Annotated in this window: 17 protein-coding genes and 2 tRNA genes; 9 read left to right on the top strand and 10 right to left on the bottom strand. The window is 40.5% G+C overall.

The window, feature by feature from the left end; translation table 11 throughout:
- Positions 1–9: 9 nt before the first annotated feature.
- The 8 genes from pta to J4N24_RS10890 form a co-directional block, all read right to left on the bottom strand.
- Positions 10–2100: a phosphate acetyltransferase gene (pta, locus tag J4N24_RS10925; protein WP_207533721.1), complete on the bottom strand. Its 2091-nt coding sequence runs from the start codon at positions 2098–2100 to the stop codon at positions 10–12.
- Positions 2101–2473: 373 nt separating this feature from the next.
- On the bottom strand, positions 2474–2683 hold the full coding sequence (locus tag J4N24_RS10920) for a hypothetical protein (protein ID WP_207533720.1): 210 nt from the start codon (positions 2681–2683) through the stop codon (positions 2474–2476).
- A 252-nt stretch (positions 2684–2935) separates the two neighbouring features.
- Positions 2936–3009, bottom strand: a tRNA-Asp gene (locus J4N24_RS10915).
- A gap of 301 nt (positions 3010–3310) precedes the next feature.
- A tRNA-Asp gene (locus tag J4N24_RS10910) sits at positions 3311–3384 on the bottom strand.
- Between the two features lie 99 nt (positions 3385–3483).
- Positions 3484–4557, bottom strand: coding sequence for a peptide chain release factor 1 (gene prfA, locus J4N24_RS10905; RefSeq protein ID WP_207533719.1), 1074 nt, complete (start codon positions 4555–4557; stop codon positions 3484–3486).
- A 181-nt stretch (positions 4558–4738) separates the two neighbouring features.
- Entirely contained in the window at positions 4739–5764 is a 1026-nt protein-coding gene (locus J4N24_RS10900) for a DUF6807 domain-containing protein (protein WP_207533718.1), read from the bottom strand.
- Positions 5748–6572 (bottom strand): hypothetical protein, encoded by an 825-nt coding sequence (locus J4N24_RS10895; protein WP_207533717.1) that lies wholly within the window; start codon positions 6570–6572, stop codon positions 5748–5750. Before J4N24_RS10895 ends, J4N24_RS10900 begins: the two co-directional genes overlap by 17 nt.
- Positions 6573–6574: 2 nt before the next feature.
- A complete protein-coding gene (locus J4N24_RS10890) occupies positions 6575–7372 on the bottom strand; it encodes a UDP-2,3-diacylglucosamine diphosphatase (RefSeq protein ID WP_207533716.1) in 798 nt (265 codons plus the stop codon).
- 83 nt (positions 7373–7455) lie between these two features.
- Here J4N24_RS10890 and J4N24_RS10885 point away from each other — a divergent pair, with 83 nt between their 5' ends.
- From J4N24_RS10885 to hisS, 4 genes are all read left to right on the top strand, one after another.
- Positions 7456–9576 (top strand): prolyl oligopeptidase family serine peptidase, encoded by a 2121-nt coding sequence (locus J4N24_RS10885; RefSeq protein WP_207533715.1) that lies wholly within the window; start codon positions 7456–7458, stop codon positions 9574–9576.
- Positions 9577–9690: 114 nt separating this feature from the next.
- Positions 9691–10908, top strand: a complete 1218-nt coding sequence (locus tag J4N24_RS10880; protein WP_207533714.1) for a sensor histidine kinase — start codon at positions 9691–9693, stop codon at positions 10906–10908.
- Positions 10909–11415 (top strand): DinB family protein, encoded by a 507-nt coding sequence (locus J4N24_RS10875; RefSeq protein WP_207533713.1) that lies wholly within the window; start codon positions 10909–10911, stop codon positions 11413–11415.
- 31 nt (positions 11416–11446) lie between these two features.
- Positions 11447–12832 (top strand): histidine--tRNA ligase, encoded by a 1386-nt coding sequence (gene hisS / locus J4N24_RS10870; protein WP_207533712.1) that lies wholly within the window; start codon positions 11447–11449, stop codon positions 12830–12832.
- Positions 12833–13142: 310 nt separating this feature from the next.
- Here hisS and J4N24_RS10865 read toward each other — a convergent pair whose 3' ends face one another.
- Positions 13143–14333 (bottom strand): THUMP domain-containing class I SAM-dependent RNA methyltransferase, encoded by a 1191-nt coding sequence (locus tag J4N24_RS10865; RefSeq protein ID WP_207533711.1) that lies wholly within the window; start codon positions 14331–14333, stop codon positions 13143–13145.
- Between the two features lie 69 nt (positions 14334–14402).
- On the opposite strand from J4N24_RS10865, the gene J4N24_RS10860 reads away from it, so the two are divergent.
- Positions 14403–14768, top strand: a complete 366-nt coding sequence (locus J4N24_RS10860) for a DUF3127 domain-containing protein (RefSeq protein WP_207533710.1) — start codon at positions 14403–14405, stop codon at positions 14766–14768.
- A 145-nt stretch (positions 14769–14913) separates the two neighbouring features.
- Here J4N24_RS10860 and J4N24_RS10855 read toward each other — a convergent pair whose 3' ends face one another.
- Positions 14914–15789: a T9SS type A sorting domain-containing protein gene (locus tag J4N24_RS10855; protein ID WP_207533709.1), complete on the bottom strand. Its 876-nt coding sequence runs from the start codon at positions 15787–15789 to the stop codon at positions 14914–14916.
- A 115-nt stretch (positions 15790–15904) separates the two neighbouring features.
- On the opposite strand from J4N24_RS10855, the gene J4N24_RS10850 reads away from it, so the two are divergent.
- The 4 genes from J4N24_RS10850 to J4N24_RS10835 all read left to right on the top strand — a co-directional run bounded on the left by J4N24_RS10850 (position 15905) and on the right by J4N24_RS10835 (position 21373).
- Positions 15905–17767: a sensor histidine kinase gene (locus tag J4N24_RS10850; RefSeq protein ID WP_242691589.1), complete on the top strand. Its 1863-nt coding sequence runs from the start codon at positions 15905–15907 to the stop codon at positions 17765–17767.
- Positions 17768–17773: 6 nt separating this feature from the next.
- Positions 17774–18505 (top strand): response regulator transcription factor, encoded by a 732-nt coding sequence (locus tag J4N24_RS10845; protein ID WP_207533708.1) that lies wholly within the window; start codon positions 17774–17776, stop codon positions 18503–18505.
- Positions 18506–18608: 103 nt separating this feature from the next.
- Entirely contained in the window at positions 18609–18947 is a 339-nt protein-coding gene (locus tag J4N24_RS10840) for a hypothetical protein (RefSeq protein ID WP_207533707.1), read from the top strand.
- Positions 18948–19078: 131 nt separating this feature from the next.
- Positions 19079–21373, top strand: a complete 2295-nt coding sequence (locus J4N24_RS10835; RefSeq protein ID WP_207533706.1) for a TonB-dependent receptor — start codon at positions 19079–19081, stop codon at positions 21371–21373.
- Positions 21374–21403: the final 30 nt, after the last annotated feature.

The following is a 21403-nucleotide window of genomic DNA, read 5'->3' as shown; positions in this document are numbered from 1 at the left end:
AAATTAAAATTATTCTTGTGCTTGTATTGCAGTGATGATTACAGTGTTGAAGATATCATCAACCGTACAACCGCGACTTAAATCGTTCACTGGCTTATTCAAACCTTGAAGCATAGGACCGATCGCTAATGCGCCAGTTTCCCTTTGAACTGCTTTATAGGTATTGTTACCTGTATTCAGGTCGGGGAAGATTAGCACACTTGCCTGGCCGGCAACTTCAGAATTCGGAAGTTTCTGCTTACCAACAACTGGATCGACAGCAGCGTCGTACTGAATAGGGCCTTCAACTTTGAGATCCGGACGAGTTGCTTTAATAATTTCAGTAGCCTTCCGAACTTTATCTACATCCTCCCCCACTCCTGAAGTACCAGAAGAATATGAAAGCATCGCAATCCTTGGCTCTATTCCAAATTTCTGGCTTGTTTCTGCAGAAGAAATTGCTATTTCTGCTAATTGTTCGGCAGTTGGATTAGGGTTAACTGCACAATCGCCAAAGACCGAAACACGGTCAGGCAGACACATGAAAAATACAGAAGACACTGTAGAAATACCAGGTTTGGTTTTAACAAACTGCAAAGCTGGTCTTATGGTATGCTGAGTTGTATTTACTGCTCCTGAAACCATTCCATCAGCAATTCCTTTGTAAACCATCATAGTTCCAAAGTATGAAACGTCAGTCATCATATCCCTGGCCATTTCCATATTTACATTCTTTGTTTTGCGAAGTTCATAAAGGGTCTCCACAAAATCATCGTAGTATTCAGAATTAGCAGGATCGATAATGTTAATCTTATTTGGATCGATGGTAAGCCCTAAACGCTTAATAGAAGCTGCTATTTCAATAGGCTTTCCGAGCAATGTTATCTTGCAAACTTCCTGCGCTACCAAACGCGCAGCAGCTTTCAAAACACGTTCATCGTGCCCCTCTGGTAGAACTATGTGCCTGGATTGACTCTTCGCCCATTTGGTAAGCTGATACTGGAACATGTGAGGGGTAATTCCTTCTGGTTCAAAAGTAATGATCCGCTGGTTAAGAGCCTCTACATCCAGGTATTTATCAAAGATATCAAGAGCAAGTTGAATTTTCTTGGTGTTGTCCGGGGAAATCCGCGGTTTTATCGCTGCAATTTCAGTAATAGTCTGAAATGTTCCAGTTGGGACAGAAATAATAGGCACTACTGTTTGAAGTCCTTCAATCAGCCGGATAATTGGCTCTTCCGGCATAGATCCAGCAGTAAGTACTATACCCGCCACCTTAGGATAGCTGGTTGAAAGATTAGCCTGTAAAGATCCGATAACAATATCACCTCTGTCACCAGGGGTTACAATAAGTACATTTTCTTTCAGGTGGTTAAGGAAATTAGGAACATGCATTGCACCCGTAATAAAATTATCTACTTGATTAGGCAAATACTCATCTCCAAATAAAAGCTTCCCCCCTAAACTGTCATAGATCTCCTTCATTGTAGGATTCTCAAGGCTTTTATGTTCTGGAATAACTGCCAGAATTGAACCCGGGTCAAGTTGCGATTTTAGAAGCTCCTGTACATCCTCCAATTGTTCAGCTTTAACCTTATTTACAATTGTAGCAAGCACCTGTACCTCTCTAGATTCGAAGTTTTTATGAAGCGTTAACGCAGAATTGATAATCTGTGCTGTAGTCTTCTCCTTACCGCTTACAACCACAATCACCGGAGCACTTAAGTTCTTAGCAATAGAAACGTTGGCTTCAAATTCAAAAGCAGCCCCTTCTCCAACAAAATCGCTTCCTTCAATAACGGTAAAATCATATGTCTCTTCCAACTGCTTGTACTTGCTGATAATGACATCGATCATTTCTCCCTGAGTATCGCTTTCAATATGATGAAGCACTTCCGAGCGGGTAAAAGCATAAATATCTTCGTAATTAACGGGAAGACTAAAGTGTTGCAATACAGTTTGCACATGAACGTCTTTCTTCTCCGAAGGATGGTAATTTATGATAGGCTTGAAATATCCAATTTTTCTTGCCTTACCTAATAGCATATTTATAAGGCCCAATACAACGATCGATTTTCCACTATAGGGTTCGGCGGTTGCTACAAAAACGGTTTTAGTCATCTGCTTATTAAATTATGGTGCCAAATTAGTAGCATTGGCAACATTAAAGAATGATGTGTGTCATCGCAAAAAATAACAATCCTAATTTATACTTCTAAATTGAACTTTAGTTTTAGTCGAGAAGATTTTAGATTTTTTTAAGCAAAGGATTAAATTATAGCTGAGACCTATTCCACTGTCCCTTTCTATAGAGTACTTGAGTAGTATCTTCGTAGTTTCCCTGAAGGATATATAAATGGGATCAGAACAATTATCGCTATAAGGTCGGTATAAGATCGCTATAAGGTCACTGTAATATCGCTATAAGGTTAGTATACTTAAAATACTGCAGAAATATTAGCTCTTGCTCTGCAGCAAGAGCTCGAGGATTACATTAGAATAGAGGTTTACCTGTTTTCATATAAACTGCCGCATTAACAATAAACATAAGAATCTCAACAGGAATTCCAATGTTGTAAAGGAGTTTTCGTATGTTATTTTTATGGATGATCTCATACTGGGTATTGAGAACCTTGTTTACCACCTCAACAGAAACTTCAAGAACAGCTAATCCAAAAATCAGGTTAAATAAAATTATTTTCATTTATTAAGTCGACAAATAGTTCAAAATTACTTTAAAGCTTCTGCACAGATCTAACCCCGCCAAATAGCTTTGAATATGTCTTCCTCATCATCATTATTCAATGATTGAAAAGGTAAAGGTTGTGAGCTAACAATCCGAAAAGATCCCGCTCATCATACAGGTGCAAAAGTAAAGAAAATCAGAGGGATACGAAGAATTTTTGAAATAAAAACAAGAAAGCCTTGCAAAACTTGCAAGGCTTGTAATTTTCTGCGGAATGGACGGGATTCGAACCCGCGACCCCATGCGTGACAGGCATGTATTCTAACCAGCTGAACTACCACTCCGTTCTCCCTTTCGGGTGTGCAAATATGAGTTTTTAAAATGATATGTCAAAACAGAAATGTGAGATTTACCTAATTTTACATCTAACTGTCTGCGTACGAGTGAGAAATTGTTAAAAGATAAATTTCAGAATGTATGAAGTTTTAAAAATAACCGTAATCCTAATCTACCAATCCGCTTCTAGTAGCCACATACTTGTATCGCTCAAATTCACGCTTGATCCTCAATCAGGAGAAGTTTTCTATTTTTTAAGAAAATAGACACGCACAAAAAAAGCCTCTTAGATCTTCTCTAAGAGGCTTGCGGAATGGACGGGATTCGAACCCGCGACCCCATGCGTGACAGGCATGTATTCTAACCAGCTGAACTACCACTCCGTTCTCCCGTTTGGGACTGCAAATATGAGGTTTTTACATTTACTTCTCAAAAAAAAGTGAAACTTTTTATCCAGCAAATTCAAATCCTTGATTTCCAGATTATACTGTCTGACCTTCCTTCATCTTCTCTGCATTCTCTGCAAATTGAAGAGCGTCTATAATTTCCTGAATATCTCCATCTACAATCGCTGGAAGGTTGTAAAGTGTTAATCCAATACGATGATCGGTAACACGGCCTTGAGGGTAATTGTAAGTACGGATCTTCGCAGAACGGTCTCCGGTTGATACCATACTTTTACGCTTTGCAGCTATATCACCGGTTTGTTTTTGCACCTCCAGATCATAAAGGCGGCTACGAAGCATCTCCATCGCTCTTTCCCTATTACCTAACTGAGAACGTTCAATCTGACAAACTACTACCATTCCTGTTGGTTTGTGGGTTAGCTGCACTTTGGTTTCAACCTTGTTTACGTTCTGACCACCTGCACCTCCTGAACGTGAAGTTTGCATTTCTACATCCGCAGGATTCAGGTAAAAGTCAACCTCTTCAACCTCAGGCAATACTGCTACAGAAGCTGCAGACGTGTGAACACGGCCCTGGGTTTCAGTATCAGGAACACGTTGAACCCTGTGAACGCCAGATTCATATTTCAATGTCCCATAAACATCTTCTCCCGAAACCTTAAGGATAACCTCTTTATAGCCTCCTGCTGTACCTTCAGTAACATCCACCACTTCAACTCGCCATCCTTTCTTCTCAAAATAACGAGTGTACATGCGATATAAGTCACCAGCAAAAAGTGCTGCTTCATCTCCACCAGTTCCTCCACGTATTTCGAATACAGCATTTTTAGCATCCTGAGGATCTTTAGGAATAAGCATTACACGGATCTTTTCCTCAAGCTCTTCCTTTTGAGGAACAAGCTCATCCATCTCCATCTTTGCCATCTCCCGAAGCTCCTCGTCTTTCTCATTAGATAAGATCTCCCTGTTCGCCTCAATATTTGAAACTACATTCTTGTAGATTTTGTACTCATCTACGATCTTACCCAAATCTTTATACTCTTTATTCAATTGGGTAAAGCGCTTCATATCGCTCATGGTAGCAGGATTACTAAGATCCCTTTCCACTTCTTCCCAACGGAGTTTTATTGCCTCTAATTTATCTAACATGTTATTAATTGATAAGTCACAGTGCGCTAATTATTTGCTGAATTGAACAGAGTAGCCAATCAAAGTAATCGCACCGTTTCTAAAGGGCACAAAAGTACGGGTTTTTGCCCAATTTCAGAGCAGGTATTATTCATTCGGCTTACTTGCTCAATTAAATTCAATTAATGCTCCCTGGCTTCCGTTACTTCTTCTTGAAATCCTTATAAAACAAATCGATCTGATCCCTACTTAGTTGGCGCCCAACAAGTAGAGCATGCCGGAAGGTTAGGCTCTCACCTTTCTTAATGCTGAGATTCAACTTCTCTTTCCCATTTGTATAAAACTCAGCTCCAAGAGGGTTCATTGCAAATAAACCATACCCTCTGGACATTAGAAAAGCAGGGTAGTTCACATTTCTGGGATGGTCCATTAGCACCAGGGCAACCTGCTTTCCGTTTATCTTACCCGAAAGCTTCAACCACTCGGCTCGCGTTCCGAAGACTGCTTCGCCCGAGATTCCACTACTACTCTCATACATCCCTGTAGTAATGACTTTATCAACAACCCTGGTTCGCCTGCCCTCTGAATTTATTACTTCTACTGGCTTATCCGAAGGGTGTTCGAGCTGCCTTGACACCCGCATTCCAAACAATCCCTCCTTATTATCTTTGAGAGACACGTCAACAAGACCTGTTAACTTCGTTATTCTGGTGATTAATCTTACCCCATCCTCTTCAGAAAAGGCATATAGTGTCTCTTCGGAGATTACTGGCTTCGCCCCCGGATTAAGCCAGGAAGCTTCAACTTTTATTCCAGAACTTCCATTAGCTGTTCTAACCACAGAAACCTGTTTAACCCTGATCGTGCCATAGGCCTTCTTGTTAGTATCTATTTTAGTAGAATTATTCCAATAATCAGCTCCGTTAACATCACCATAATTCAACCATACCCCTATCTGGTGTGGGTGGTCAACCTGGTCACCAACCATAGGATTAACAGGATACCCCCGGGTAACAGCAATACCTCCTATCGCGTTAACGGGATAGAGGAGGTGTTTTTTAAGACTGTCTGCATAAAGCAAGGAGGTAAAAAGACTATCATTGATTAGCACATCGAAACGTTTCTGTTCTTTGTGCTCTACAATTTTAACTCGCCCTGCAGTCTGAGCAAGGGCAGATTGAATAAATATCAGAAAGACTAAGGATAGCCATTTATTTCCCTTCTTCATTGTTAAGGATACTATAGATTTTTACTCCTTGGTTAGTTAATACAGCTAGTCGTTTGTTTCCCTCTCCCACTTGCAAAACCTTTTCATCAAAAACAGCTAGTGTCTGTATCCCTGTTTCGTCTGATTTGTAACAATTCCATTGTTGATCCTTCACCATAAAGATCGTATCACCTTTAACCTGAAAGCTGCTTATTAGTCCGGTTTTAAGGGCAGTTAAATAATTACCAAAACGATCGAACTTTAAAAGGCCCTGCTTAAAATCATAAATATAAACAAACTGATCAGAAGCATGCATTGCAAGGGGTTGCAAAGGAAAACCTGTCTGTTGATAGAGGTTAACCGACTGCAGTTCATTCCCGAACTGATTGGTTAATTTCCAAATCTGCTGATTCAGTTGATCATACACCCAAAATCCATTTGAATTAGCTGTTGCTATTAATGAAATAAATAATGACGCATCATGAGCAAAATTAAACCGGGTAATTTCATTGAGATTATTGTTCAAAACAACAGCTTGTTGTATGGCAGGGTAAAACAGCAGTACGCGCATTGGGTCGGTAACATCAACATATGCTAGTTTCCCGAAGGCTTTGTTGCTATAATTCCAGAGTAGTTTACCGGCACTGCTATATTTGAGCAATTGATCTGTTGGAGTAATCAGGTATACATTATTAAGATTATCGATACTGAGGGAGACTGCAGGAGTATCTATCTGAAAAGCTTGTTGCAGTTTATATTGCGCTATCCCCTTCTCAGCTTTTGAAAAGCCAAAGAAAAGAAATAATACAGCCAGCAACTTAAACCTCATTATCAACTTATAATATCCTTGCTTAAGACATGGTTAGCAGGAACACCTTCCGGGTTTTCAAAAAAGCGGAGATACATTTCTCCGTCTTCAAAAACCCCATAAGAATTATATCCCAACCATTCCCCCAGATTAACATAACGGGATTTCTGAGGAAGACTTATATCAATAGGAAGATGGCGGTGACCGAAAATAAAATAATCATAATGATCTTTTTGTAGAACCTCTTTGCTGTAGGTGATCAGCCATTCCTGCTGTTCTCCCATAAAACTTTCCTTTTTCAATCCTGTTGCCCTGCTATGGGCAGACCAGGAAAGTGCAATCCCAATACCTAAATTTGGATGAAGCCTGGCAAATAACCACTGACACAATTGACTCCTGAACACCTTTTTCAAAAATTTATACTTTGCATCTCCGGGCCCTAGGCCATCCCCGTGATGGATATAAAACTTCTTTCCTCCCCGCTCTATCACTAACTCATTTGACACAATTTGAACACCCAGCTCCTGGGTAAGGTATCCAAACATCCACATGTCGTGATTCCCTTTAAACATAGTGATTTTTACTCCTGCGTCTGAAAGCTCTGCAAGTTTTCCCAGAAACCGAACAAATCCCCGGGGTACCGCTCGCTTATATTCAAACCAAAAATCAAAAACATCCCCTACCAGGTAGAGTTCGGCTGCATCGCCTTTAATTGTTTCAAGCCATCTAACCACTTTATCTTCTCGATAGCGGCTTAGCTTGTAGTCAGCAACTCCCAAATGAAAGTCAGAAGCAAAATAAATTTTATTACGTTCGGGCATCGGAGGTAAAAGTACGAAGATGTCAGGAAAATTGTAATTTGCAACAAAACAAGACGTTTTTATGTATCTCTGAAGAGTTTTCTATGAATAAACTTGGCATGCTATTTATTTTTTCCTGCGTTACTTTTGCCGGAATTGCACAATCGAACAAAAAGATGATCAGTTACCCAAATACTAAAAAAGACAATACTAAAGATATCTATTTCAATACTGAAGTTCAGGATCCTTACCGCTGGCTTGAGAACGACCAGGCAGACGACACCAAGTCATGGGTAATAGAACAGAATAAAGTAACACAGAATTATCTTGCTAACATACCATTTAAGGATAAGATCAAACATCGCTTAGAGAAGCTCTGGAACTACGAAAAATACAGTGCTCCATTCAAGGAGGGCAAATTCATATACTTTTTTAAGAATAATGGATTGCAGAATCAGGCTGTGCTTTACCGGCAACAGGAAGGCAAGGATCCTGAGGTCTTTTTAGATCCAAACACTTTTTCTTCAGACGGTACAACCTCTCTAGCAGGTATAGAATTTACAAAAGACGGAAGTCTTGCTGCTTACCAGATCTCTGAAGGTGGCTCAGATTGGAGAAAGGTGATCGTTATAAAAACAGATGATAAATCACAGGTAGGACAATCCCTGATCGATGTAAAGTTCTCCGGACTTGCATGGAAGGGAACCGAGGGTTTTTACTATAGCAGCTATGATAAACCAAAGGCTGGAAGCGAGCTTTCAGGCCTAACCCAATATCACAAACTCTATTACCACAAACTTGGAACACCACAGGGTGACGACAAGCTGATATTTGGAGGAGAAGCCACACCGAGAAGATACATTGGCGGATCTGTAACTGATGACGAGCGCTTTCTGGTAATTACTGCCGCTAATTCAACGACCGGGAACGAGTTGTACATCAAGGATCTTAGCAAGGCTGAAAGTAACATCATACCGGTTATCAGTGACATGAAGAATGAACATGATATCCTGGATAACCTTGGCAACACGCTGTATATCGTCACCAATTTAAATGCTCCTAATAACAAAATAGTAACAGCGAATGCTGCTAGCCCGGCTCCGTCTAATTGGAAAGACTTTCTCCCAGAAACAGATAATGTTCTAAATGCGGGCACCGGTGGAGGAAAAATATTTGCGAATTACTTGAAAGACGCTACTTCTCTTGTACAACAATACAACATGCAAGGTGAACTGGAAAGAACTATAACCCTTCCCGGCGTAGGAACAGCATCGGGTTTTGGAGCTAAAAAAGAGGAAAAAGAGCTGTACTATACCTTTACCTCCTATGTTTACCCACCAACCATCTTCAAATACACCATAGAAAACGGTAAATCGGAAGTTTATAAAAAATCTGGTGTAAAATTCGATCCTGAAAGATTCGAGTCAAAGCAGATCTTTTATACCTCGAAAGACGGCACCAAAGTTCCAATGATCATAACCCATAAAAAGGGTTTAAAGCTCGATGGTAAAAACCCCACGATCCTTTATGGTTATGGAGGCTTTAATGTAAGTCTTACTCCAAGCTTCAGCACGGCAAATATTATACTGCTTGAACAGGGTGGTATTTTCGCTGTCCCTAACCTTCGAGGCGGGGGAGAGTACGGAGAGAAATGGCACCTTGCTGGCACAAAGCTGCAGAAACAGAACGTATTCGACGATTTTATTGCCGCTGCAGAATACCTGATCAGTAACAAGTATACATCGAAAGACTACCTGGCAATTTCCGGAGGTTCCAATGGAGGATTACTTGTTGGAGCATGTATGACTCAACGCCCTGAATTATTTAGAGTAGCATTTCCAGCTGTAGGAGTGTTGGATATGCTTAGATACAACAAATTTACTGCCGGTGCAGGTTGGGCTTATGACTATGGAACTGCAGAAGATTCAAAAGAAATGTTTGAATACTTAAACCGGTACTCGCCCTATCAGGCCTTAAAACCAGGCGTAAATTATCCTGCAACTCTTGTTACCACTGCAGATCATGATGACCGGGTAGTGCCAGCCCATTCTTTTAAATTTGCTGCCCGCTTGCAGGAATTTCACAAAGGCTCCAATCCGGTGCTGATCAGAATAGAAACAAAAGCAGGGCATGGAGCGGGAAAGTCAACCGCACAGATCATAGCCGAACAGACTGACAAGTTCGCCTTTATGTTCTACAACATGGGTGTTGATTATAAAGATTAAGACGATCAGTGTTATTTTCCGAGTTAATCACCCAGGGTCTATGCTCTTACATCTAACTCTTAAACACCATTCAAATTTAAAAAGCTCCCCGTTTAAGGGGAAGAGGGGCGAGGTATGAATCCTTACGAACAGAAGCGACGCTGGAAATTTCTCCTATTAGCCTTTGCCATTGTTATCGGCGCTGTATCTATATGGTATAGTAATTACCTGGTGAAAGGCATTTCCTCAGCAGAACGTACACGAGCAGAAGTCTGGGCTATCAGTAATAAGAAGATCTTCGAAATAACAGATATTAATGACGAATACATCACCTTCGTCTACTCCATAAGGGATAGTCTTTCTGTGCCAGCTATAGTAGTTGATGAACGTGACAGCATTATTTACTGGAAGGGATTAGACAGTACAAAAACTAATTACACATTGGAGGCTGAGAATAATCTTGAATCGCCTCTTTATACCCGAAAAAGTTACGATCCTGCTTATTTTAAGGCACAATTAACCGAGATGAAGTCTCAGCACCCACCAATCATCATATCCCTTCAGGATGGTACGAAGTGGGCGGTGTACTATAAAGACTCATCCCTTCTAACTCAATTGAGAGTCTTTCCAACCATCCAGCTAACTGTAATTGGGATTTTTCTAATTATAGCGTATCTCGTTTTCAGTTCCTCCCGCCGCTCGGAGCAGGATTTGGTATGGGTTGGGTTAGCAAAAGAGACCGCCCATCAATTAGGGACACCTATCTCTTCATTAATGGCATGGACAGAATTGATTAAGTCGAAATTTGATGCCGAAGAGGATCCTTTAGTCCTGGAAATGGAAAACGACATTAAGCGATTGGAAATGGTTGCTGACCGTTTCTCAAAGATTGGCTCAAAGCCTGTTTTGCAAAGCCATGTGGTTTTTACAGTTATCGAGGATTATCTTAACTATTTCAGGGTAAGGGCAAGTGACAAGATAAGCTTTATAATTAGTGGGGATAAGCAGGTTGAAGCTCTTCTAAACATCCCTCTTTTCGACTGGGTGATCGAAAACCTACTCAAGAATGCGGTTAATGCGATTGAAGGTACCGGCAAAATTGAAATTCGGATCACAGAGAACCTTGCAAAAGGACAGGTATTTATTGATGTATCTGATACAGGGAAAGGTATTCCTCGCATGAAGTTTGAAACTGTATTTCAGCCAGGCTATACAACCCGTAAAAGAGGTTGGGGCTTGGGACTTTCATTAACAAAACGTATTATTGAGAACTACCATAAAGGACAGATCTACGTTAAGGACTCTGAGTATGGTAAAGGGACAACATTCAGAATAATTTTAAAAAGCAGTTAAATGAATAAGCCAGCAGCTGGAGAGTATGGATCATTCTTCCAGGGATATATTGATAAAGCAAGTGAAGATGTAATTTCAGAGCTTAAAGAGCAAGAGATCTCTTTTCCTGAACTTTTAAGGTCAAACTTGCCTAAAGCTGATTATGCCTATGCAGAAGGAAAATGGACTGTAAAAGAACTTCTTGGTCATATGATAGATACGGAGAGAATAATGGCTTATCGACTCTTAAGAATCTCCCGTAAGGATACTACCCCACTTCCTGGATTCGATCAGGATGAATTTATGAAGTATGCCAACTTCAGCCGGATTGACACTGAGAAGCTTATAGAGGAATTTGAAGTAGTGCGCCGATCAACCCTTCTTCTTATTGACACTTTATCAGAACAACAACTGAGCTATATTGGAAATGCCAGCGGAAATCCTATGAGTGCAAAAGCATTAGTATACATCATTGCAGGCCATGCAAAACATCATATCCAAGTGATGAAGGAGAAATATTTGCAGTAGCTTAACTCACACTTTTTGTACTTTTGCCGCTATGGCGACCATTAAACCCTCTGTTCCAAAAGGCACAAGAGACTTTTCACCCTCAGAAATGGTGAAAAGGAATTACATTTTCGATACCATCAAGTCTGTTTTCAGGAAGTTCGGCTACCAGGAAATTCAAACGCCTTCAATGGAAAATTTGAATACTCTAACTGGAAAGTACGGAGACGAAGGCGATAAGCTTATTTTTAAAATTTTAAACTCGGGTGATTACCTGGCTAAAGTGAAGCCAGAGAAACTAAGTCCGGATAATTCTAACGGATTAATTTCTGAAATATCTGAAAAAGCATTAAGGTACGACTTAACTGTTCCTTTTGCCAGATATGTTGTTATGCACCAGAACGAAATATCCTTTCCTTTCAAACGCTTCCAAATTCAACCTGTATGGAGAGCTGACCGACCTCAACGCGGCCGCTACCGGGAATTTTATCAATGTGATGCAGATGTGGTTGGATCAGAGAGTTTATTAAACGAAGCGGAGTTTGTGCTTATCTACAATGAAGCTTTAAGTAAGTTCGGTCTCAAAGATTTCACTATAAAGATCAACAACCGCAAAATCCTTTCCGGAATTGCAGAGATCATCGGAAAACCTGAGCTTATTGTTGATATGACCGTTGCTATCGACAAACTTGACAAGATAGGTTTAGACGGAGTTGTAAAGGAACTTGTTGAGCGAGGTTTTACCGAAACCGATATAGAGAAACTGAAACCAGTAATTCTCCTGGAAGGCAGTAATGAAGAAAAACTTGAAAGTTTAAAAGGAGTTCTGCAAACTTCAGAAACAGGATTAAAAGGAGTTGCTGAAATTGAGACCATTTTCAACTATGTTTCTGCTCTTAACGCGGAAATCCTTTCTTCTAACAGGCGACTGGAACTGGATATAACCCTCGCCCGTGGCTTAAACTATTATACTGGCGCTATCTTCGAAGTTAAAACTAATGAGGTTGCTATGGGGAGCATTGGCGGTGGAGGCCGTTACGATGATCTAACCGGAATGTTCGGATTAAAAAACCTAACCGGTGCAGGAATTTCCTTTGGTGCTGACCGCATCTACGATGTATTGGAAGAACTAAAACTATTCCCTGAAAGCGCTGAAGAAACCACGAAGGTATTAATTAGCAATTTCGACCCGGAAGCCGAAGCCTATGCATTACCTGTTCTCCAACAACTGCGAGCCGAAGGAATAGCTGCAGAACTTTATCCTTCTTCTGCAAAGCTTAAAAAACAAATGGGATATGCTGACGGGAAGAATATTCCTTATGTCATACTAATTGGAAGTGACGAAATTCAGTCAGGTGAGTTGAGCTTGAAAGATATGAAGAGCGGAGAGCAGCAGAAATTAAGGATTGAAGAGATAATAAAGAAAGTAAAACACTAATTACACCAATTAAACGAATTTTCACGAATTCTTGGTATAGCGCTGAAGATATTTACAAACAGCACTAATGGAAGAAGCACGAATTACGCGAATTACATGAACCGTCAAGCGGCCTAAAACACGAATAGCAGCACCAAAAGATTTGAGGTGTCTTTCAGCATTCTAACTAAGCGCTATGATTAGTGTAATTCGTGTAATTCGTAAAATTAGTGACCGCTTTTAAAATAGTGTCCTCCCAATTACGGCGCCATGATTAGTGAATATTAGCGTAATCCGTGCAAATTCGTGTTCTACTTAAATTAGTAACTCCTTAAAATTGATAGGGCTCATCCTCCTTCACTTCCCTCTTCGTCCCCTCATAAAGTTCGTATTCCAGTAGGCGGCAATCGAGCTTACCATTATAGAACTCCATTCTTTTTGAAGCTTTCAGGCCGATCTTTTTAGCAAGATCAGGGTTACCGGTAAAGATATAACCACTATAGCCCTTGCAGTTCTGCTTCATAAAGTCGCCCATACGCTTATAGGTGGCTTCTAATTTAGAATGGACGCCCAGGCGCTCCCCATATTCGGGATTAAACATTACTATCCCTTTGCGCTCCTCAGGTACTGGAGTATCGGCAAAATCGCATACGTGAAATTCTATTAAATGATCAACGCCTGCAGTCTTAGCGTTCCTTTGTGCCACATCTACGGCATCCGGCGACAAGTCACTGGCGATGATCTTAAAATCAACTGTCTTTTTCGCTTTATCCTTCAATTTACGACGTTCGGTAAAGAACACCTGCTCATCGTATCCAATAATATGCATGAAACTATAATTCATACGGAAAAGACCGGGACTTTTGTCCGTAGCAAGCAGTGCTGCTTCTATAGCAAGTGTACCCGAACCACACATAGGATTTATAAAAGCACTTTGTCTATCCCATTTAGTAGCCATAATGGTAGAGGCAGCGAGAGCTTCAAGCATTGGTGCTTTCCCTGGAATTTTCCGGTAACCATGTTTAGATAAGGTCTCACCCGAAGTATCAAGGAATATCTCCGCCTTATCCGACTGCCAGTAAAGGTTCACAACAGTTTTGTTTAGTTCAGGGCCAGAGTTCGGACGAGCTCCTTTCTTAGCTTTGATCCTGTCAACAATAGCATCCTTCACTTTCACATTGGCAAAGAGAGGTGTAGTTATATGCTCATTGTTAACAACAGAGGTTACAGAGAAATATCCGGCAAAATCGATGTATTCCTCCCATTCAACTTGCACCAGCTCCTCATAAAGTTCCGTAGGATTAGCAGCCTTGAACGTTTTCAAAGAATAAAGCACCTGACTTGCCGTGCGAAGGTTTAGATTTAAGCTGATACAATCATTAACGCTGCCCTCTATTTCTACTCCGGTAGTAAAACTTCGCTTTATGGCAAACCCTAATCCTTCAATTTCTTTTACAAGATAAGGCGATAAACGCTTATTGCACGTTATAATAATACGGCTGTTAGTGTTGAAAACTTGCATAATATTGTGCGAAGTTAATCAATTAAAATTGGCAGATTTGGTTTTTGATTTTCGAAAAAAGATAAGACAATGGATATAAAAGGAAAAGTTCACGAAATTTCTCCGATTCAAAATGTGACGGAGACATTCAAAAAAAGGGAATTAGTTATTGAGTACGCTGAAAATCCTCAGTACCCTGAATATATAAAATTCGAAGCTTTGCAGGATAAGGTGAACCTGTTTGATACTGTAAAAGTTGGTGATGATGTAGAGGTTTTCTTCAACCTTCGGGGTCGCCCATGGACAGACCGCAATGGTAAAACTGCTTATTTCAATTCCTTAATCGTTTGGAGGCTTAACGTTCTTACCGGACAAGGTGCACAAGCTCCAATGCCTGATTACGCTCCTCCGGTTGATATTAACTCAGCCCCACAAGACGACGATTTGCCATTCTAATTAAAATGATTACACCGATTAGATAGGATTACACTGATTGGGGGTGATTATACTGATTAGAGGGGATTACACCGATTAGAAGTGATTACACCGATAATAAGAAGCCCTTTTTCCATTGCGGAGAAAGGGCTTCTTTGTTCCTCAGTTAATTTTTAACTATCCTTCTTACAAACCATTTACCGTTTTGGTTTACAGAAATGTAATAAATCCCATTTTTAGCCATGTTCACAGGCTTCAGATAAGTTCCGTTAAATCCGTTTACCTTATCTGTAAATACAAGCTTATATTCTGCGTCAAACATTTTTACCACAGCAGTCCCCTTCGTTGTGAGATTAAAAGACACATTGGTTTTACCTGAGGAGAAATTTGGGAATAAAGCAAAGTCATCCACAGTTAAACTGGCATTAGCAGCTTCCAATCCTAGCACGGCTTTGTGCTCTTCCGGGTTCAAATCTTCGACAAAAAAATTCAATTCTGTGCTAAACCCGTCCTTATCAACATTTCTGAAATGAAGCGCTTGAGTATTTCTCTTGTCTTTAAACACTCCCCGGCCGTCCAGGAGCATCAGTCGATCGAATTTGTGTGGTCCAAGTCTACGGTTGGGTTCAGCAGGAGGAACCATAGTGAGAACGTCACTGTCAATTCGCTGACGAAAGCTCCAGGTAATACTATCTGGACTCAGTTTTCCGCTGTCTTCCCTGAATTTTAGAATATCAGCATTTTCCAGGCTTGCTGGTCCGGACAACTTACGTACAATCACATCTGCATTCCTTCGCGTTTTTATTAATGCGTCTATCTCCTCTTCAATCTGCTGTTTTTCTTTTTCATTAAACTCCTTATTAAACCTCTCCCGCTCTTTCTTATCCATGTCTGCTAAACGTCGGCCGTTTATTGTGGTATCTCCATTTGATACAACGATAGTTTTCTTTATCGTTTTATGAGTTTGTGCTTTAGCAGTTGGAATAATAAAGGCATAGGCTAAAACCGCGGGAATGAACAGGTAAAGTAATGGTGTTTTCATGATTTGGAAATTTATAATCAAAAGTAGAGAGCCAGTTTTCCTGTTTTTGTTAATACCTTGTTAAAAATTGTTAAAGGATAATTGAGAGGCAACCAGTTACGTATTTTTGTGTGAGATGAAGAAGAAAAGTATTAGCCTGATAATTGGCCTGATGAGCATTGCGCTCTTCGGAGTTATGGCTATGCAATACTATTTTATCAGAGAGTCGTACCTGCAGAAGGCGCAGTTATTCGATCTTTCGGTAAACAGCGCTCTGAGTGAAGTAGCAAACAAACTGATAAAGCAAGACGCAAAGCGTTTTGTAAGTGAAAAGGCCAAAGCAGAAGAACGTTTTAAAAGAGATCAGCAATTAACGCGGGAACAGGAAGATGCAAGAAAACGTGAGGTGGAACATGAAAGTCGTATACAATCAATTAAAAGTAAAATTGACAGAGACTTTCAAACGCGTGACAGTATTCTAAGATCGCGTTTCCCGAGAATCATGACGATCGATAATGATTTTTATGAAACTTATTTCCGTGATCCTAACCAATTAGACAAGGTTAGGTTGCAAGTTAAACTAAGACAATCTGTAGACACCTATGGCCAGGTATTTCAGGATGAAGTACACGAATTATATGTGGAAGACGAAGAACGAGGGAGACCGCATCGTTTTGGAAAATCGTTAAAAGATAGTGTACATTATTTAGTGGAAGACCCTTATACCGGCATAAGAGTAATTTCTTTGCCAAGGGTTAATGCCAAGTACAAAGAGGAGCTTAAAAAAGAACGCGAAAGAAGGACTAAAGAAAGAGCACTTGCCATAAATGAGGCAAAATCACGCGAAATAAAGAAAATCAGAAGTTTCTTTGATTCGGCAAAAACTGTTAATCCCAAAACAAACATTTTCATAGATATTGCCAACGAGTATGAACATTTCGATATCCCCTTACTAAAGCGGATCAGTCCGGTTGATACCTTACTGAAAACGGAATTAGCTAACAGAGGAATTAACATTCCTTATAACTATAAGATATCCCTGGCTAATACAGATTCTGTTATATTCCAGCAGGTTGCCTTGAAAGAAAATCAAATATTACCTGATAACCTCTACAGCATTGCCCTTTTCCCCAAAGAAATGATTAACGAAAGTGGCTTGCTAACCATAGATTTTCCAACCAGGAACGCCTTTATGTTCCAGAACATGCATTCCGTACTCATATCCTCGGTAGGCTTGCTGGTTATGTTATTAAGCTGTTTTGGCTACACCATCTATATTATCTTCCGTCAGAAAAAAATCTCCGAAATCAAGACAGACTTCATTAATAATATGACACATGAGTTTAAAACTCCTGTAGCTACTATTATGATTGCGAGCGATGCCTTAAAAGATCCGGAGATCCTGGAGGATAGGCAAAGGGTGAACCGGCTTGCTAATATCATTTATGATGAAAATGTTCGGCTGGGTAATCATATTGAAAGAGTGCTGAACATCGCTAAAATTGACAAGGGTGATCTAAAACTAAGCTTTAAGCCAGTTGAGATGAATGACCTGATCGCCGCAATTGCAGATACACTAACCTTACAATTTCAAAAGAAAGACGCAAAAGTCGAACTTGAACTCGAAGCAACCAGGGACGTTGTACAAGGTGACGAACTTCACCTTAGTAATATAATTTTCAATCTCATTGATAATGCCTTAAAGTACAGCAAAGAGCAGCCCGAAATTAAAATAAGCACGATGAATGTTGGCAGAAACCTGGTTATAAGGGTTAGGGACAACGGCATTGGTATGAGTAAAGATCAGCTTTCAAAAATATTCGAACAGTTCTATAGGATCCCGACGGGAAACTTACATGATGTTAAAGGCTTCGGTTTAGGGTTAAGCTACGTTGATAACATTGTTAAAAGTCATCATGGAAACGTACGCGTAAAAAGCGAGAAAGACAAAGGGTCTGAGTTTGAAATTAGTTTTCCAATACACGCAAAGGATATTTAAATGTTTATGACAGCTACGCTTGGCAATACAGATTCGCTAAAAGGCAAAAAAATATTATTAGTAGAAGACGACCCGAATCTGGGAATGCTTTTGCAGGACTACCTTCAGCTAAAAGGCAAATACGACGTAGTATTAGCACGCGACGGAGATGAGGGATCTAAGCTATTCTCGAAGGACAAGTATGACCTTTGTATTCTGGATGTGATGATGCCAAAGAAAGATGGATTCTCTCTTGGAAAAGAAATAAGAAAGGTCAATCCTCTCATCCCTATTATTTTTGCTACAGCAAAAACAATGATTGAGGACAAATCTGAGGCCTTCACTTTAGGTGGTGATGATTATATAACAAAGCCATTTCGTATAGAGGAATTGCTTTTACGTATCAATGCTCTGATGAAGCGAGTAGGCAACCAGGAGAAAAAAGTTCAGGAAGAAGAACCGGACAAATTCGAGATCGGCGACTATCTTTTTGAATACACCTCCCAAATGATCAGGAAAGGAGATTTTCAGCAGAAACTTTCTACAAAAGAGGCAGAACTCTTACGTCTGCTTTGTCTCAAGAAGAATCATGTTTTAACAAGAGAAGAAGCTTTGCTCGCGATCTGGCACGATGACAATTATTTCAACGGCCGTAGCATGGACGTTTTTCTAAGTAAACTGCGCAAGTACCTTAAAGACGATCCGAAGGTGGAGATCATAAATGTACACGGCAAAGGCTACAAGCTGATTGTAAATTAATCTCAGCTAATGCTCAACCTTTAGACTTCAAGCTCGTTGTAGCAGGGGGACGAATCGCATTTGCTCATGCCGGTTTTTTACCTACTTTTGTTGTGGAATTCTAATGAAAAAAAGAAGGTTGATAAGGAGTGTTCTATCTTTGGTGCTACTGATATGCTTTTCAGTAGTAGCACTTCCCCTTGACCTTCTCCATAATCACAACGACGAAGTACAGTGCTCTGATTACGGTCAGACAGGTAACTGCACCCATAAAATCCACATTTCCAAGAAAGGCTCTTTTTGCTTCGCCTGTGCCTTCCACCTCGATAAGACTTTTATTGCACCTGGAGAAGAGCAACAAACCGAAGACATACCCTGGATCCGAATCTTATCAGAAAACAAGATCTTATCCATCATTATTGAGCCCATTCTTATCCTCTTACGAGGGCCTCCTTCCAATTGATTAATCTCCTTCATTACTCCCCGGACTGGCCATTGTCAGCTCGGATAAACGCACACACATTTTCAAGATTTAGTAATCTCGGAGCGTATGATCATTAATCATATCGCTATCCTATGTTTTAATACACTTAGATGAAAATTATTACGACATTTCTGTTCGTACTGCTTATGGCTGCGCGAACCCATGCTACTGCAATAACCCTTGCCGGACAGGTGACCGATGCAAATACTCAACAGCCTGTTGCAGGAGCAATAGTTTCTATTCCTGAACTCAAAATTTCCGTAAACACGAATGAAAGCGGAAACTTTAATTTCCAGAAAATTCCCTCTAAAGGTCGCTTTGTTCTTGAAGTGAGATTCCTGGGCTACAGTACCTTTACCCAGACTGTAGATCTGGCAACAACGAATACCCTTAATATTGCCTTAAACCAAAGTGTGATTGAAGTCCACGAAGTCGTTGTAACAGGAACAGTTTCCAGCGCCGATAACCGGCGAAACAGTACTGCCGTAACTTCTGTCTCAAAGGAGGAGATGCTCAACCGCCCAACCAATAACATTGTGGATGCCATATCCAGAGTTCCAGGAGTTTCACAGATAACTACCGGTGCAGCAGTTTCGAAACCCGTTATCAGGGGATTAAGTTATAATCGCGTGATAACATTATCCGACGGTGTTAAACAGGAAGGTCAGCAATGGGGAGACGAACATGGCATTGAGATTGACCAGTATAACGCTGATCGAGTGGAAGTACTTCGCGGAGCTTCCAGTTTAATATACGGTTCAGATGCCTTAGGTGGAGTAATTAATATTCTTGAACCTTTGCCTGCAGCTGAGGGGAAGATCAAGGGAGAAGTACTGGCCAATTATGCAAGCAATAATGGACTTAGCGGCAGTTCGGCTATGTTACAGGGTAATTCAAATGGTTTTATCTGGAGTGCTCGCGGAACTTACAAAAATGCCTACGCTTATAATACGCCATTAGGAAGAGCATCCAATAGTGGTTTTAATGAAACTAACTATTCCGGACAAATAGGCTTGAACAAGTCATGGGGATATACCCATATTAACTTCTCAAGCTTCAATACTAAGCTTGGTATACCCGGACATGGAGAGTATGACGATGGCGAGGAAGAACACGAGGAAGAAGGGCATTCAAATGAATTTCTTAGCGGCAACAAGAGCCGGAAACTAACACTTCCATTCCAGGACATCAATCATTACAAATTAGCCCTTAATAACCAGTTTGTGTTTAACAAAGGCCGTTTGCGTTCTACACTAGCCTTTCAGGATAACCAGAGACGGGAGCTGGAAGAAAGCACATCAGATCCTTCTTTGTTCTTCGACTTAAAGACCTATAGCTACGATCTTAAATACTACTTCAACAATTCTGAGAAGTGGGAGCCTGTGATCGGCGTTTCAGGATCGTTCCAGAACAGTAAGAACAAGGCTGAAGAAGTTTTAATTCCTGATTATGAAAGCCAGGATGTTGGCGGCTTCGCGTATATAAAAAGGAACTGGACGAATACCAGCGTTAACGCAGGCTTGCGTTTGGATTACAGACACTTCAAAGGGCTGGAAATGACTGAAGGGGATGAGGTTCTTTTTCAAGGTTTCTCTAATCAATTCTCGAACTTGAGCGGAGCGCTGGGACTTACTCATAATTTTACAGATAAGATCACCTTTAAGGCTAACCTTGGAAGTGCCTTCAGAGCTCCTAACATTGCCGAATTGAGCTCGAATGGCGTACATGAAGGGACTTTTCGCTATGAAATAGGAAATACGACGCTCGATCCAGAAAGAAGTTTCTATGCCGACGCTGCACTTGAATTTCACAACCAGAAAGTAGATGCTCACCTCAATATTTTCAATAACTACATCGATAATTATATCTATTACAGGCAAACTAATAACGAAACTATTGAAGCCGAAGAGCAGACCCTCCCGGTTTTCAGATATGTTCAGGATAATGCGAACCTGTATGGCATGGAGGCAGGACTTACGCTTCATCCCAACTCCCTGGTCCATTTCGAAAACTCATTCTCATTTACAAGGGGCTTGAACCGCGCTACCAATACGTCTCTTCCCTATATGCCAGCTCCTATTTTAAGAAATGAACTAAGGTTTGAGCCCAAGTTCAAGTCTGAATTTTTGAGTGATCCTTATTTCTCCATAGGCCTTGATAATTTTTTTAAACAAACTAAAGCCGATCCCAACTTTGAGACTTCAACATCTGGCTATACCCTGCTTAATGCTTCTTTAGGTACAAGAATCAGGTTGAACAAGCAGGCGCTCAAGGTTTACATTACAGGTAACAATCTGTTGGATAAAGAATATGTGAATCACTTAAACAGATTAAAAGCAGAAGGTATTTTGAATCAGGGTAGGAATATTGCTTTTGGTCTTTACATCCCCTTAAATATCAGGTAAGAGATATAATGACTACAAATGTCAGGCGAG

It is taken from the genome of Desertivirga arenae (assembly GCF_017355785.1).
In the GTDB taxonomy this organism is placed as follows: Bacteria; Bacteroidota; Bacteroidia; order Sphingobacteriales; family Sphingobacteriaceae; genus Desertivirga; species Desertivirga arenae.
The sequence above is the reverse complement of the archived record's forward strand: the minus strand, read 5'-3'. Positions and strand labels throughout refer to the sequence as shown.

Excerpts from the sequence above, each read along its gene's own strand:
- J4N24_RS10845 (WP_207533708.1), top strand. The coding sequence starts at position 17,774 with ATGACAGCTACGCTTGGCAATACAGATTCGCTAAAAGGCAAAAAAATA.
- J4N24_RS10880 (WP_207533714.1), top strand. The coding sequence starts at position 9,691 with ATGAATCCTTACGAACAGAAGCGACGCTGGAAATTTCTCCTATTAGCC.
- J4N24_RS10900 (WP_207533718.1), bottom strand. The coding sequence starts at position 5,764 with ATGAAGAAGGGAAATAAATGGCTATCCTTAGTCTTTCTGATATTTATT.
- J4N24_RS10875 (WP_207533713.1), top strand. The coding sequence starts at position 10,909 with ATGAATAAGCCAGCAGCTGGAGAGTATGGATCATTCTTCCAGGGATAT.
- J4N24_RS10920 (WP_207533720.1), bottom strand. The coding sequence starts at position 2,683 with ATGAAAATAATTTTATTTAACCTGATTTTTGGATTAGCTGTTCTTGAA.
- prfA (WP_207533719.1), bottom strand. The coding sequence starts at position 4,557 with ATGTTAGATAAATTAGAGGCAATAAAACTCCGTTGGGAAGAAGTGGAA.
- J4N24_RS10860 (WP_207533710.1), top strand. The coding sequence starts at position 14,403 with ATGGATATAAAAGGAAAAGTTCACGAAATTTCTCCGATTCAAAATGTG.
- pta (WP_207533721.1), bottom strand. The coding sequence starts at position 2,100 with ATGACTAAAACCGTTTTTGTAGCAACCGCCGAACCCTATAGTGGAAAA.
- hisS (WP_207533712.1), top strand. The coding sequence starts at position 11,447 with ATGGCGACCATTAAACCCTCTGTTCCAAAAGGCACAAGAGACTTTTCA.
- J4N24_RS10835 (WP_207533706.1), top strand. The coding sequence starts at position 19,079 with ATGAAAATTATTACGACATTTCTGTTCGTACTGCTTATGGCTGCGCGA.
- J4N24_RS10865 (WP_207533711.1), bottom strand. The coding sequence starts at position 14,333 with ATGCAAGTTTTCAACACTAACAGCCGTATTATTATAACGTGCAATAAG.
- J4N24_RS10850 (WP_242691589.1), top strand. The coding sequence starts at position 15,905 with ATGAAGAAGAAAAGTATTAGCCTGATAATTGGCCTGATGAGCATTGCG.
- J4N24_RS10885 (WP_207533715.1), top strand. The coding sequence starts at position 7,456 with ATGAATAAACTTGGCATGCTATTTATTTTTTCCTGCGTTACTTTTGCC.
- J4N24_RS10840 (WP_207533707.1), top strand. The coding sequence starts at position 18,609 with ATGAAAAAAAGAAGGTTGATAAGGAGTGTTCTATCTTTGGTGCTACTG.
- J4N24_RS10855 (WP_207533709.1), bottom strand. The coding sequence starts at position 15,789 with ATGAAAACACCATTACTTTACCTGTTCATTCCCGCGGTTTTAGCCTAT.
- J4N24_RS10890 (WP_207533716.1), bottom strand. The coding sequence starts at position 7,372 with ATGCCCGAACGTAATAAAATTTATTTTGCTTCTGACTTTCATTTGGGA.
- J4N24_RS10895 (WP_207533717.1), bottom strand. The coding sequence starts at position 6,572 with ATGAGGTTTAAGTTGCTGGCTGTATTATTTCTTTTCTTTGGCTTTTCA.